Origin of the sequence: Winogradskyella sp. A3E31 (genome assembly GCF_046720935.1) — a bacterium.
GTDB lineage: Bacteria > Bacteroidota > Bacteroidia > Flavobacteriales > Flavobacteriaceae > Winogradskyella.
This window is the reverse complement of sequence record NZ_JBHNWH010000001.1, coordinates 244,782-259,302: the sequence shown is the minus strand read 5'-3', so window position 1 is coordinate 259,302 and position 14,521 is coordinate 244,782. Positions and strand designations below refer to the sequence as shown.

The window sequence follows — 14,521 nt, the reverse complement described above, 5'->3', positions numbered from 1 at the left end:
AAAAGTTTATAATGTCTAAAGAAGCTGAATTATAACTTAAATTCAAACTAAAATAGATTCTGGTACTCTTAGGAGGAAAGCAATATTGAATTGCTACTAATAAAATCTAACCCCAGAAAGCCTTAATCCTAGTAATTGATATAAAGAACTTTAAAATTGGTTTTTGAGAAACAAGAAGTAATAACTTTGCTATTCAGAGTTATAAATTTAAATAAATGTATAATGATCAAATGGCTTTTGCAAAATTAATGCAGAACACAAAAAGCAAAGACGATGAGAAACAACCCATATGTAATACTTTTCCTGTTTTATTCTTTATTTTTTACAAATTGTGGGAAAGAGATAAAACACTGGACATTTAGACCAAATGAAACAACGGGTAAAGACGCAATAATATCTCATGGTAACCCATTGGAGAATTTTTCTTCTTCAGGTATGTTACACATGCTTTCGTTATCAACTAATGACTCGATTCCAAATGATCAGAGATTCTTAATAAGATTTGGTTTTCGTACAATTCCTGAAAACACTGAGGTGGACTCAGCTTTTATTTACCTTTTTGCCTTGGATCCAGGGCATTTTGGCAAAAATAATTCATTTATTAGTTATGAAATAGATGAATTATGGATAACAAGAGAAGTTAATTGGGAGAATCAACCTTCTGTAAGAGAAAATAGTTTGAAAGAATTTGATGAGCCTATAGATGAATATCAGAATTATAAAATAGATGTCACTGATTATATTAATAATGTGTTGAGAAAAAAAATTGAAAACCACGGACATTTATTTAGACTTAAAGACGAAAAAAAATCGTACAAAGGGATTAAATTTCACTCTAGTAATAGTAAAACGGAATCATTAAGACCAAAATTAGAGGTGTTTTATCAAGAATAGCTCACTTACCTTACTTTAATGATCAATAGACTATTTACAAAAAATATTAGACAGTTCTTATTTAACAGTATTCTTATACTTTTTTTCTCTTATGACTTTATTGTTAAAGTTATTGTAGCTTACACTGATTTTAAGTTATTATATAATTATGTTATTGTATTTAAAGTCATTATTATATCTCTGTTGATAACAAACTTTGATTTCAAAAAAATTAGAGCAAAATACTTAGCCCCCATTACTATTTTAACGGCATCCTATATAATAACACAACTATCAGCTTATCAGTTTTTAAAACTAGAAGATATAAACTTTAATGGATATTACTTTTTAAGCAGTATAATTTCAATCTTATTCTTTATTTACTTAGAATATAAGCAACAAGAATTAGACAAGGAAAGAGTGGTAAATGGTTTTTTGTTATTTATGATGATTAATTCTGTTTGTGTAATTATTGGTTATCTTTTTGAGATACAAGTTTTTGAATCTTACTTTAGGGGAAATAGATTTGGTTATTCTGGAATGCTACTTTATCATCACGAAATAGGGTATTTATTTTTTATAGCTATAATACTAGCCTATCATAAAATAAAGAAAAGAACAACAGTCTTTAACTGTATAGGGTTTTTTTTAATTTTCTTTTCTTCTTTTTTGTTCGGAACTAAAAAAACAATATTCTTTACTTTATTTTTTGTGATTTTTTTAATCATACAGAATTTAAAAAACTATAAAGCTTTAATCACATATAGCTCTATAGTTGTTTTAGTTGGCCTTTTTTTTCATAAAACATTAAACTCAATTTATAATACGTATTATGATTTATTCTATAATATTTACGTAAATGATGGATTTTGGAGTTCTTTTTTGTCATATAGGAACGATTTACTATTTGAAAAATTTACACCATATTTAAGTGATGAAATGAACTTACAGACTCTTCTTTTTGGTTTTCCAATTTTTAATAACCATAGAACAGAATTAGAGTTTTTTGACTTACTCTTATTTTTCGGTGTACTTGGTTTTGTGAGTTATTTCCTATATTTCAAATTGCTTCTTAATGGCAAAAATAAGACATCATATTTTTTAGTTTTATCCCTGTTATTTGGCTCACTATTCTCAGGCAACTTGTTGGCCAGTGTCAACGCTATGGTATTGTTAGTTATTACACTCAAATATATCAACCCTAAAAACAATCTTTATGAAAACTATTAAAGATGGGGTTTATGCTACATTAGATGTTGTTTTTGCACCACTCCTCCTTGTAATTGCAACACCTATATTTATTAGCCAAGTTGGAATTGAAAAATATGGACTCTGGATATTGATTAACAGCATCCTGGCTTCATTCTCAATATTTAATTTCGGAATTAACGAAACCATAATAAAGTTTATATCAGACGCTAAGAGCAAATCTAATTATAAGGACCAACAAAAAGTATTTAGTTCTGTTTTGATGTTTTTGTTGCTTCTTGCAGCCACAATTTTAACTCTATATTACCTGGTTTGTTTCTTAAATAAACTTTATGGTTTTTATGAATTTACAGAAATCCACAAAATCTTACCTTTTGCTGTTCCATTGTTTTTTATTAAACAAATTGAACAAGCGCTCTTTGCTCTGCATAAGTCCTATGAAAATTTTAAGTTACTAGCAAAGCACTCTTTCGTCTCAAAATTTATTTTATATAGTACACAAATTTTAACCGTATATATTTTTGCGGAAGTAGGCATGGTTTTTTTAGTATCAACCATATTTGCCCTGATTTATTTATTTGCCCAAGTTTTTATGTTAAAAAGAAAATATGGGTCAATTTTTCTTGCAAGTTCTGCAAGCTTTGCTCAATTTAAGGGTATGTTAGGCTATAGTAAGTGGGCTTGGTTCTCAAGCACAACATTAATCTTTAACGCACATATAGATAAATGGATCGTCAGCGCACTATTAGGATTAAAATTTTTCGCATACTATGCTATAGCAGTATCTGTTCTAAACCAGCTTAAAACAATTTTCACTGCTTCTATTTCGTGGGTGTTTCCAAAAATATCAGGCAATCAAATTTCTGACACCCACAAGGCAAGAACGCATTTAAATTTAACAATCTTTGCTTCATTAATTGGTCTTTTTACAAGTATCTTTCTTGAAAAGATAGACTTCTTCTTTATTACGTGGTTAGGTGTTGAAACTTTTGATAATAGTAAAACATTACTTCATACGTTTTTATTTTTATTACCCTTATGGTTAATGTCAGCAGCATCATTTTATTATCTATTAGGTTTAGGACTTGTTAAGAAAAAGTTTTATACAGATTTCATTGTATTGATTTTAAGGGTTTCTGTGACATTTATAGCCATTTTAATATTTAATTTTGATACCTGGCCAATAATATTTGTAGTTCCAATTTTACTCGAGGTTCTTGCTTATGTATTAACAATTAATAGTAATGTAAAACTAAAAATGCGTTATATACTTTTATTTGTAGTTTTCAATTTAATAATATTGATGTTACGATTTTTTAATTTTTTATAACTAACCAAGATTATTAATGTATAGAGAAATTAGAGGTTTTAATTTATTGGTTAGTATTGTTGTTGCATTATTTTTTTTTCCATCAATAACATTTGGGACCTTAGAAGCAGAGGTGTTCCCTTGGGGCTTAATTTTCTCATCTTTAATATTGATAAGACAAAAAAAAATTAACGCATACTACCTTATTTTTTTGTTTTTTCTTCTTTTGAATGTTTTTTACTCAACGATAGTATATTTTGGTGAATTAAAAATACCAGAGGTAATAAGATCTCTTTTTGCTTATTTAAACAGTAGTTTATGCTTAGTGGTATTTTACCAAGCCTCCGAGACATCTACCTTAAAAACAATTAGGTTAGTCAAAAACCTATTTATTCTCTTATTGACCCTGGGATTACTACAACTTTTAGGTTTAATTAGTTTTTTAGATTCATTTTTTAAGTTTTTAATACCGAGAGCTAGTTCTGAGTCTCTATCTCATGTGTCAAGAGGTGTTACATTATTAGCTACTGAACCGGCCAGAGCAGGAGTTAGCCTTGTTTTTTTTTATATAGTTTTTAGAACCGTATTTGTCAAAAAAAGAAAAATATTTTACGATTTAATCTTCTTTATATTTTTAGCCGCAGTACTAAAGTCAATAATGGCTATAGGTCTATATACTATTTTTATTTTGTTCGTTTATAGAATGAAATTGCTTAAGATCATCTTTATTGTTTTTGTTTTAGCAACTTTTGCAGATGTTTTTGGCGGCGGAGGAAGAGCTTTAAAATTGGTGGACAAAATAAAAGAACAAGAAAGTCTTGCCGAGGCTACAATGGTAGTAGCAGATGTAGCTGGCCCCAGATTAATATCTATTTACTCATCTTGGCTTTATAGCTCCAATAACTTACTTGGTGGAGGAATAGGCTATTGGAGGACCTCCTCTGTTGATGCATTAAATATGACGGGCGTAGATTTTTCAAAAATAAATTACTTCAAGTTTAAGGGGGATTCAAAAGCAATCCCAATAAGGTCAAGCGGATACATATCAAACCTTGTTTTAGATACAGGATATATCGGTGTAGTGATTTTTCTCATCTTCTTATTTGCTGTCTTTAAGAACTTTTGGAAAAACGGAAGAGACTCTCAAAACATTATTTTAATATTTATGTTTAAAATACTATTCATTGGCTCTGTAGGACCTCCAGATGCTTGGATATTAGCTATTATTGCTCTCAAATACATCAATTATAAAAAAAACCACCTTAATGAAAGAGAAGAACTTAGTGAATAGAGCTATTCCGTTTTCAGTTTCAATGTCGGTCTATAAAAACGACCATCCAGATCACTTTCTACTGGCTTTAAAGAGCCTAGTTAACCAAACTGTAACACCAAATGAAATTATTGTCGTTGTAGATGGTCCTATACCTGCAAAAACGAATAATATTTTAATTGATTTTAAAAAATCGTATAGCATTGTGAAGATTATAAGGCTGAGGGAGAATATGGGGCATGGTTTTGCAAGAAGCAAAGGACTTATTGAAAGTACTCACGAATACGTTGCTTTAATGGACAGTGACGATATTTGTGTTAATAACAGATTTGAGTTGCAAATAAATTTTTTAAAAAACAACAGTGATATAAGCGTACTAGGGGGGGTGATTGAAGAGTTCGCCAAAGAAACTGATGTTGATTTAGCTAAAAGAAAATTACCAGAAACAGATGTTGAATTAAAAAAGTATATGAAATACAGGTGCCCTTTGAATCAGGTAACAGTTATGTTTAAAAAAGCAGACGTTATTCAATCAGGCGGATATAAGGATTGGTTTTGTAATGAAGATTATTATCTATGGGTTAGAATGGCTCTTAATGATTACAAGTTCCACAATTTACAGGAGACATTAGTAAAAGTAAGAACGGGTAAAACATTTTACAAAAGAAGGGGGAGTTTTAAATATTTTAAGAGCGAAGCAAGACTTCAAAAGTTTATGTTATCAAAAGATATTATATCTTTGCCCGAATTTTTGATTAATGTAAGTTTAAGATTTATAGTTCAAGTTATATTTACTGAAGGGATGAGAAAAATTTTCTTTCAAACTTTTACTAGAACAAAATAAAAAATTGTGAAAAATAAGATAATTGGATATACAGCAGGTGTTTTCGACATGTTCCATGTAGGCCACCTTAATATACTTAAGCAGGCTAAAGAAAAATGCGACTACTTAATCGTTGCCGTTAGCCCTGATGACTTAGTGAAATCGTATAAAGGTAAAAAACCCATTATCCCATTAGAGGATAGGATGCGTATAATAGAGTCTATTAAATATGTGGATGAGGTAGTTATACAATATGACAGAAATAAAATTAATGCATTTCATAAATATAAATTTGATATTATGTTTGTGGGTGATGATTGGAAGGGAAACGACTTATTTAAAGAAGTGGAAAATGAATTACATAAATACAATAGCAAAATCCACTTTTTTGCCTACACAGACAAGGTGTCTTCAACGAAACTAAGATCTATCCTAAAAAAGGAGATAAAATAAGATGGATTTTACTTACAAACAGCTTCATAAAATCTGCAAGACAGCTGTTAAAATGAAAAAGACGATTTCTGCTCGTCAAATAATCGATTCTAAATCTTCTGTAGACGGTTGGATAGTATTTAAGCATGATGTAGAAACAAATGTAGGCAGAGCATTAAAAATGGCGAAAATTGAAGCCGAATACGGAATTGAAGCCACTTATTACGTGCAAGGGTACTTGTTAAAAGATAATGTAGAACAGCTCAAAGAGATTGCTAAATTAGGTCATGAAGTGACTTATCATTATGACGTTTTAGATGCTAATAAAGGAAATTTTACTGAGGCTAGACTTGAGTTTATAGAATATATAAAATCTTTTGAGAGACATGGTTTTAAAATTGATACGATCTGTCCACATGGAAATCCAATGATGATACGAAGTGGTTGGAACTCCAATAAAGATTTTTTTCGAAATAAAGATATCTCTAAAGAGTTTAACCATATTTTGGATGTTGTAGTAGATTTACCTAGACAATTAAAAGCGAAATATAAATACATTTCTGATGCAGGCTTTAAATTTCAAATAATAGGAAATATAGAAAACAACGACATAAGTAATTTAGGTGATACCGAAATTAGTACATTAAAAGAGTTTAAATCAATTTTAAACCAAAACAAAAAAATAATTTTTAGTACACACCCACATAGGTGGAGATCTAATATATTTTCTTCAACTTTAAATAAGTCAAGGTTTATTTTAATAAAAAACGTTGCTCTGTTAGCCTCCAAAAATAGAGGGATAAAGCAGCTTTTAAGTAAATTTTATTTTCTAGCTAAAAAAATATAACTATGACAGATGAGCAACTTCAAAGCATTCATTCAAAACTGTTAATTATAGCAGATTATTTTGATACTTTCTGTAAAGAAAATGAGATTGAATATTATTTGATGGGAGGTACAGCATTAGGTGCGGTAAGGCATGGTGGTTTTATTCCCTGGGATGATGATTATGATACTTTTATGGATTATGAAAACTATACTAAATTTAAGAGTATAGTTAAAACAAAATTAGATACAGACAAGTATTATTTCCAAGAAGAGGACACTAAGGAGTTTCCTTTATTTTTTAGTAAAATAAGGATGAACGATACCACATATATTGAGAAAGATGTAGTTGGTAGAGATATGCACCACGGCTTATTTATTGACATAATGTGCCTTAATAATGCCTATAAAAATAAACACATGAGATACTTGCAATATTTGGCGGCAAGAGTAGTCAACGCTAATTCACTTGCAAAAAGAGGGTATTTAACAAATAGTATAACTAAAAAAATAGCTTTACAAACTGTAAGCCTATTTCTTTTTCCACCTCTAAAAAGACTTTTACTTATATTTGTGAGGAGTTTAAACGGTAAAGAATCTGAATTTGTTGGGCATTTTTTTGGACGAGCACCCTTTAAAAGAACATCATTTAAAAGAAGCCTCATCGGAGAAGGAAAGCGTATAAAGTTTGAATCTTTATATTTACCAGTTTTTTCAAATGTAGAAGAGTACTTGAGAATACGATACGGTCTTAAATTTATGGAAATGCCTTCAGAAAAAGTAAAAAACCAATACCCTTCACATGCGTACATAGTTGATTTAGATAATTCTTACAAGAATTATTTAGATAAGAAATAAAGAGTTTATATGAAAATAGGAATTTACTCTGACATCCATGACAACATTAAAAATTTAGAAAAGACACTTAATTATTTTCTAGAAAATAATATTGAAAACACTTTCTTTTGTGGAGACTTTTGTTCTCCGATACCTGCTAAAACTATTGGGAACAGCGGTGTAATTACCTATTGCGTTTTTGGCAATGGGGATGGTGATAGATTTACAATCCAAAACTTAGCTTTTAATCAATTCGATAACTTAAAATTAAATGCAGAATATGCTGTTATTGAACTAGAAGACAAAAAAATTGCAATGACACATTACCCTTTTTATGCAAATGCTCTTGCAAAAACAGGTGAGTATAATTTAGTTTTATGCGGCCACACACACGAGGTTAAGATTGAACTATTAAATAAAACAACCCTTATTAATCCTGGAGAAATAATGGGCTGGAATGGGAATCCGACCTTTGTAATATATGACCTTGATAATTGTAGTACTGAGATAATTAAAGTTAATGATCTTTAGTAATGATTATTACTTTAAAAAGATTGTATACAATCAAAGATAAGACACCGAGCTTTTTATTATTAATATTATCTTTTTTCCCTTTATTAAATAGTAACCAACTTTCAATTTCTCTTTTATTATTTTTCTTTTTTTCAATATTTTTTAGAACTCGTATTATAAAAGAGAACTTTAAAAAATATGGATACAAACCACTAATTATAAATTCACTCTTTTACTTAATAATTGTATTTTCTTTAAGTTATTCTCCACTTCAAGAACAAGGATTAGATATTATAGTTAGGGGTATTTCTTTTTTACTATTTCCATTAACCTTAATTTATTCTATAAATATTACAGATAGATTAATTAGATATATGTCAATCATATTTATTGGGTCTAATATTTTAGTCATTTTATATTTTGTCATAAAGCTGAATATGCTATCAAAATTTGTGACTAACCCTGCAGAATTTTTTAATATTAGATTTTTTATTGAAATAGGGAAAGCTGATTACAAAGACTGGCACCCTACATATATGGGGTTGAATTATTTGCTAAGTATTCTATTATTACTTAAAGTAATTTATCAAAGTTGCTCTTATGTTAAAAAGATATTTGGGGTTGTTTTAATAACTATATTTTTGGCCTTTTTAATTATTTTAAATTCACGAATAATTATATTTTTAACTCTATTTTCTATTCCTTTATACTCGTTATTAACTCTGAAATTATTGAAGGACAGAGTTCTAATATTGTCTATCATAATAGTATCATTTATTGTCCTTGCTCAAATTTCAAAAAACAATAATATCGGAAGGCTTTTCCTTGAACCCATTACATATGACTTTAGAAATTTTAGTTTAAAAAAAGTATTAGGCCCAAGATATTATATTCAAGAATGCAGTTTAGAATTAATTAAGCAAAAACCTATTTTAGGATATGGTGTCGGCTATGAGAAAGAATTGTTGTCAAATTATTGTTTAGAGATTAAAAATTTTAAAAACCAGTATTTATCAAGTTATAGCTCTCATAACGTTTATTTATCTATTTTGTTTACTACAGGGTTTTTAGGATTCTTAGCTCTAGTATTTATGCTGATTAATAACTTATATTTAGCATTCAATTTCAGAAATTTTTTCTATGGTTCCGTCATCATTATTTTTATTTTTGCGTTTCTTACAGAAAATTACTTTATAAGGCTTAACGGAGTAATTTTATTTTCGTTTATAAACGCATACTTTTTCAAAAAAATACTAGAAAAAATTGAATAAGACAGATAGATTAATTAAAAGAATAATTGATATAACTTTGTCCTTTATTGGATTGATAGGTCTAGGGTGGTTAATTTTATTGGCATCGATTATTTCTTATTTTGACACAGGCTTGAGTGGGTTTTATGCCCAAGAAAGGATAGGTCAATTTGGGAAAAAATTCAAGGTTTTTAAAATAAGAAGCATGAAAAACATTGATGGAATTTTAACAACAGTTTCTACCGATAATGACCCCAGAATTACAACTTTTGGGAGATTTTGGAGAAAAACAAAAATAGATGAACTACCCCAGTTATATAATGTTTTAAAGGGGAATATGAGTTTTGTGGGGCCGAGACCAGATGTAGAAGGTTTTGCTGATGAGCTTAAGGGTGATGACAAAATAATTCTCTCAATTAGACCTGGTATTACTGGCCCAGCTTCAATTTATTTTAAAAATGAGGAAGAAATACTAGCTAAGCAAAATGACCCAGAAAGATATAACCGTGAAGTTATATGGCCTAAAAAAGTTAAAATAAATAAAGATTATATCGCTAATTATTCCTTTTGCCGTGATATAATGTACATTTTCAAGACAGTATATAAATGAAAAATTCAAAAATATGGTTATCCTCACCACACATGGGAGGGTCTGAACAGAAATATGTACAAGAAGCTTTTGATACAAATTGGATTGCGCCACTTGGTCCAAATGTCACAGGCTTTGAAAATGATTTAAAAGAATACCTTATAGAAAACAAATATGCTGCTTGTTTATCATCAGGCACGGCAGCAATACATTTAGCGCTAGTACAACTCGGGGTTAGTCGAGGAGATGAAGTATTATGTCAGACCTTTACATTTTGTGGTTCAGCAAACCCAATTATGTATCAAGGTGCAAACCCAATTTTTGTTGATAGCGAGTTTGAGACTTGGAATATGTGTCCAAACCATCTCGAAACCGCAATAAAAGACAGAATCTCTAAAGGTAAAAGGCCCAAAGCCATTATCTTAGTGCATCTCTATGGAATGCCAGCCAAGATTAATGAAATTATTTCTATAGCTAACAAATATGAAATACCAATTATAGAAGATGCTGCAGAAGCTTTAGGCTCAAGTTATAAAGGCCAAAAATGTGGAACATTTGGAACATTTGGTGTTTTGTCTTTCAACGGAAATAAGATTATTACTACTTCTGGGGGGGGGGCTTTAATTTGTAATTCTGAGGAAGAAAAAAATAATACTGTATTTTATGCAACGCAAGCTAGAGATGATGCCCCACATTATCAACATTCTAAAATCGGTTACAATTACAGAATGAGTAATATCAGTGCAGGTATAGGAAGAGGACAAATGGAGGTTCTAGACAAACACGTTAGGCTTAGAAGAGAAATGAATACATTTTACAAAACCCTTTTTGCCAATATTGGGGGAATTAATGTAATGTCTGAACCAAATGATGATTATTTTTCAAATTCTTGGTTAAGTTGCATTTTAGTTTCAGAGCAATTCGGATATACTAAAAATTATATTATAAAGGCGATGGCTGATTGTAATATTGAGACAAGGCCATTATGGAAGCCAATGCATATACAACCAATTTTTAAGAGATATGACTATTATGGCCAAGGAGAAAGTGAACAACTTTTTGAAAAAGGGATTTGTTTACCAAGTGGATCAAACTTAACCGATGAGGATAAAAATAGAATCAGTGAAGCTTTTATGTCTCTTTTAAGTAGAGCCTGATTCAACAATAAACCTACAACAAATAATTCCTGTTTTTTAGTTATATTTTAGGATATTTGTAAACTAGAAAAGGAAAAACATTTATGAGCTCAAAGCTTAAAAAGGCTATAATTCAAGTACTTAAATCAAGCCGTCAAAAACTTGACTTTAAGAACTTAAACTACCTCCCAAGATGGGTGATTTTTGGTTTTGATATAATAATAATAATTTTTTCTTTATTAATTACAAAACTTATAATTAGCGAGATAAAAGATCAGTCTTTTATTCTCTCTTTTTCTTCTACAGAAATCATTATTATAAGTGTTAATGTCAGTTTTTTCATTCTGTATAGAACTTATGCGGGTCTTATAAGGCACTCTACGTTTTTGGATGCTGTACGTTTTTTTGTTGCCTCAATATCAACACTGATAACTGTTTTAAGTGCCTATTATGTGCTTTACATATTTTCAGGAACAAAGATTGATTTTGTCCCAAAAATTTTAATCTACTCAGTAATATCTTTTTGTGGATTGTTTCTTTTTAGAGTTTTGGTAAAGCAAACTTTTGAGACTTATTTTAAATTCATTAAGGTTGATAATAAACTCAGCGTTTTAGTCTATGGTACAGATGAAAACGCAATAATGGTTGCAAGTGCACTTAAGTCTGAAAAACCCATAAGGTTCAACGTTTTGGGATTTATTGATAAAAGCCCTAAAAACAAGAGTAAAGAAATTTTAGGGCTTCCTATAATTTCTTTATCTAGAAATATTGCTTTAACGCTTAGAGTTCACAAGGCTCAAGCATTAATATTGGCAGACAACAATATATCAAAAGACGAAAGTATAGCTCTTATTGACAAATGTTTAGACCATAACTTTAAGGTTTACCGAGCACCTATACTATCTGATATTGAAGACAAGAGTAGCATTACAAATCAAATTGAAAAAATAAAAATTGAAGATGTTCTAGAGAGAGAGCCTATAAAATTAGACAATAAATTAGTGGCTAAAGAGATTTTCAATAAGTGTGTGTTTGTTACAGGTGGAGCGGGTTCAATAGGAAGTGAGATTGTAAGACAAGCAGCAGGATATAACCCAAACAGATTAGTCATAATCGACCAATCAGAATCACCACTATATCAAATACAATTAGAAATTAAAAACAATTTTCCAGAGCTTAACTTTCAAGCTGTTGTAATTGATGTAAGAGATTTCGAAAAAATGGAGAATCTGTTCAAGTCGTACCAGCCCAATGTGGTGTTCCATGCAGCGGCATATAAGCATGTTCCCTTAATGGAAACCTTCCCGTCAGAGGCAATATTTGCAAACGTTAAGGGGTCTAAAAACATCGCAGACCTATCTTACAAATACAATGTTGAAAAATTTGTTATGATTTCAACAGATAAGGCCGTTAACCCAAGTAATGTCATGGGAGCTTCAAAACGAATAGCAGAGATATATGTCCAAGCGCTTCAGGGAAAAGTTAATCTAAATACTAAAAAGCAGACAGGGTTTGTAACTACACGATTTGGGAATGTTTTAGGAAGTAATGGTTCGGTTGTTCCACTATTTAAAAAACAAATTGAATCTGGGGGGCCATTAACAATTACTCACCCTGATATTATTCGTTATTTTATGACTATCCCCGAAGCATGTCAATTAGTCCTTGAAGCTGGGGCAATGGGTAACGGAGGAGAAGTGTTTATATTTGATATGGGCAAGGCTGTTAAAATTATTGACCTTGCTAAAAGAATAATTAGACTTTCTGGATATACACCATACAAAGACATTGGTATAGAAATTATAGGTTTGCGACCGGGTGAAAAATTGTATGAAGAATTACTGAACGATAAATCTTCGACACTGCCCACCTACAACGAAAAAATTATGATTGCAAAGGTTGAAAGCTATAATTACGAACAAATAAACGATCAAATAGCTAAGCTTTTTGAAGCCTCAAAAGGTCAAGACAAAAATTTGATAGTAAAAATAATGAAGGAGATCGTTCCAGAATTTATAAGTATGAATTCTACTTACGAGCAATTGGATATTAAAAACTAAAAAAAACTAATGAAAATTGAAAATATCTGTTGCATTGGTGCAGGCTACGTAGGCGGGCCAACAATGGCTGTCATTGCACAAAAGTGCCCAGACATTAAAGTGACCGTTGTAGATATCAATTCAGATAGAATTGCCGCATGGAACGACAAGAATTTAAAAAATCTACCAGTATTTGAACCTGGTTTAGATAACATAGTTGGCTCGTGTAGAGATAAGAACCTTTTCTTTACCACTGAAGTTGACAAGGCCATTGATGAGGCACATATGATTTTTATTTCGGTCAATACTCCAACAAAAACTTACGGTAAAGGAAAAGGTATGGCTGCCGACTTAAAGTATATTGAACTTTGTGCTAGACAAATAGCCAAAGTAGCCACAGATGACAAAATTGTGGTCGAGAAATCAACACTTCCAGTTAGAACGGCCTCAGCAATAAAAAGTATATTAGATAATACAGGAAGTGGGGTTAAATTTCAAATACTTTCAAACCCTGAATTCTTGGCAGAAGGAACAGCCATTGAAGACCTTTTACATCCGGACCGGGTTTTAATTGGTGGTGATACTAGTACTAAAGAGGGTAATAATGCTATGAAGGCATTAGTAGAAATTTATTCAAACTGGGTTTCTCAAGAAAGAATATTGACAACTAATGTATGGTCTTCTGAGTTATCTAAATTAACGGCAAATGCTTTTTTGGCACAGCGTGTTTCTTCTATAAACGCTATGTCTGTGATATGCGAAAAAACTGGTGCCGATGTTAATGAAGTGGCTAAAGCAATAGGTATGGACTCTAGAATAGGTCCTAAGTTTTTAAAATCCTCTGTTGGTTTTGGGGGCTCTTGTTTTCAAAAGGATATACTTAATTTAGTATATATAGCAAAATCTTATGGATTAAATGAAGTTGCTGATTATTGGGAACAGGTCATAAAGATGAACGACTATCAAAAAAACCGTTTTTCAGACAATATAGTAAGTACCCTTTACAATACTGTTGCTGGTAAAAAAATAGCATTTTTTGGATGGGCGTTTAAAAAAGATACAAATGATACAAGGGAATCACCCGCAATTCAGGTTGCAAAAAATTTATTGAATGAACAGGCGTATGTAGAGGTGTTTGATCCTAAAGTAAAATCGGAACAAGTTTTTAAGGATATAAATAATAACAATAGTGAAGATCTATTAAAAGTCAAGAAAAACCCTTATCAAGTAGCAGACAAGGCACATGCTATTGCTATACTTACTGAATGGGATGAATTTATGGACTATGATTGGCAAAAAATCTATGATAGTATGCTTAAGCCTGCTTTTGTATTTGACGGAAGAGGTATATTAGACACCAATAAACTTGAAAACATTGGATTTGTTTGTTATAAAATTGGAATGGGATAAGTAAAA

The 14,521-nt window shown here is 30.5% G+C and carries 14 protein-coding genes; all 14 read left to right on the top strand.

Features of this window, described 5'->3' with window-relative positions; all coding sequences use genetic code 11:
* The first annotated feature begins 273 nt into the window (after positions 1-273).
* The 14 genes from ACFEMA_RS01165 (at position 274) to ACFEMA_RS01100 (ending at position 14,515) form a co-directional block, all read left to right on the top strand.
* The gene (locus ACFEMA_RS01165) at positions 274-894 is read left to right on the top strand and encodes a DNRLRE domain-containing protein (protein ID WP_411766128.1); all 621 of its coding nucleotides are present in this window, start codon (positions 274-276) and stop codon (positions 892-894) included.
* A gap of 18 nt (positions 895-912) precedes the next feature.
* Positions 913-2,103 (top strand): hypothetical protein, encoded by a 1,191-nt coding sequence (locus ACFEMA_RS01160; protein ID WP_411766127.1) that lies wholly within the window; start codon positions 913-915, stop codon positions 2,101-2,103.
* Entirely contained in the window at positions 2,090-3,412 is a 1,323-nt protein-coding gene (locus tag ACFEMA_RS01155; RefSeq protein WP_411766126.1) for an oligosaccharide flippase family protein, read from the top strand. Before ACFEMA_RS01160 ends, ACFEMA_RS01155 begins: the two co-directional genes overlap by 14 nt.
* A 16-nt stretch (positions 3,413-3,428) precedes the next feature.
* Positions 3,429-4,682 (top strand): hypothetical protein, encoded by a 1,254-nt coding sequence (locus tag ACFEMA_RS01150; RefSeq protein WP_411766125.1) that lies wholly within the window; start codon positions 3,429-3,431, stop codon positions 4,680-4,682.
* Complete coding sequence (locus ACFEMA_RS01145; RefSeq protein WP_411766124.1) at positions 4,657-5,505, top strand: glycosyltransferase; 849 nt, start codon at positions 4,657-4,659, stop codon at positions 5,503-5,505. The genes ACFEMA_RS01150 and ACFEMA_RS01145 overlap by 26 nt, the downstream gene beginning before the upstream one ends.
* Before the next feature lie 6 nt (positions 5,506-5,511).
* Complete coding sequence (locus ACFEMA_RS01140; RefSeq protein ID WP_411766123.1) at positions 5,512-5,937, top strand: adenylyltransferase/cytidyltransferase family protein; 426 nt, start codon at positions 5,512-5,514, stop codon at positions 5,935-5,937.
* Between the two features lie 52 nt (positions 5,938-5,989).
* Complete coding sequence (locus ACFEMA_RS01135; RefSeq protein ID WP_411766122.1) at positions 5,990-6,763, top strand: hypothetical protein; 774 nt, start codon at positions 5,990-5,992, stop codon at positions 6,761-6,763.
* Between the two features lie 2 nt (positions 6,764-6,765).
* Positions 6,766-7,599 (top strand): phosphorylcholine transferase LicD, encoded by an 834-nt coding sequence (locus ACFEMA_RS01130; RefSeq protein WP_411766121.1) that lies wholly within the window; start codon positions 6,766-6,768, stop codon positions 7,597-7,599.
* Positions 7,600-7,608: 9 nt separating this feature from the next.
* Positions 7,609-8,109: a metallophosphoesterase gene (locus ACFEMA_RS01125; RefSeq protein WP_411766120.1), complete on the top strand. Its 501-nt coding sequence runs from the start codon at positions 7,609-7,611 to the stop codon at positions 8,107-8,109.
* A gap of 2 nt (positions 8,110-8,111) precedes the next feature.
* On the top strand, positions 8,112-9,362 hold the full coding sequence (locus tag ACFEMA_RS01120) for an O-antigen ligase family protein (protein ID WP_411766119.1): 1,251 nt from the start codon (positions 8,112-8,114) through the stop codon (positions 9,360-9,362).
* Positions 9,355-9,951, top strand: coding sequence for a sugar transferase (locus ACFEMA_RS01115; protein ID WP_411766118.1), 597 nt, complete (start codon positions 9,355-9,357; stop codon positions 9,949-9,951). Before ACFEMA_RS01120 ends, ACFEMA_RS01115 begins: the two co-directional genes overlap by 8 nt.
* On the top strand, positions 9,948-11,087 hold the full coding sequence (locus ACFEMA_RS01110) for a DegT/DnrJ/EryC1/StrS family aminotransferase (RefSeq protein WP_411766117.1): 1,140 nt from the start codon (positions 9,948-9,950) through the stop codon (positions 11,085-11,087). The genes ACFEMA_RS01115 and ACFEMA_RS01110 overlap by 4 nt, the downstream gene beginning before the upstream one ends.
* Positions 11,088-11,170: 83 nt before the next feature.
* Positions 11,171-13,126, top strand: coding sequence for a polysaccharide biosynthesis protein (locus tag ACFEMA_RS01105; protein WP_411766116.1), 1,956 nt, complete (start codon positions 11,171-11,173; stop codon positions 13,124-13,126).
* Between the two features lie 9 nt (positions 13,127-13,135).
* Entirely contained in the window at positions 13,136-14,515 is a 1,380-nt protein-coding gene (locus tag ACFEMA_RS01100; protein ID WP_411766115.1) for a nucleotide sugar dehydrogenase, read from the top strand.
* Positions 14,516-14,521 lie beyond the last annotated feature (6 nt).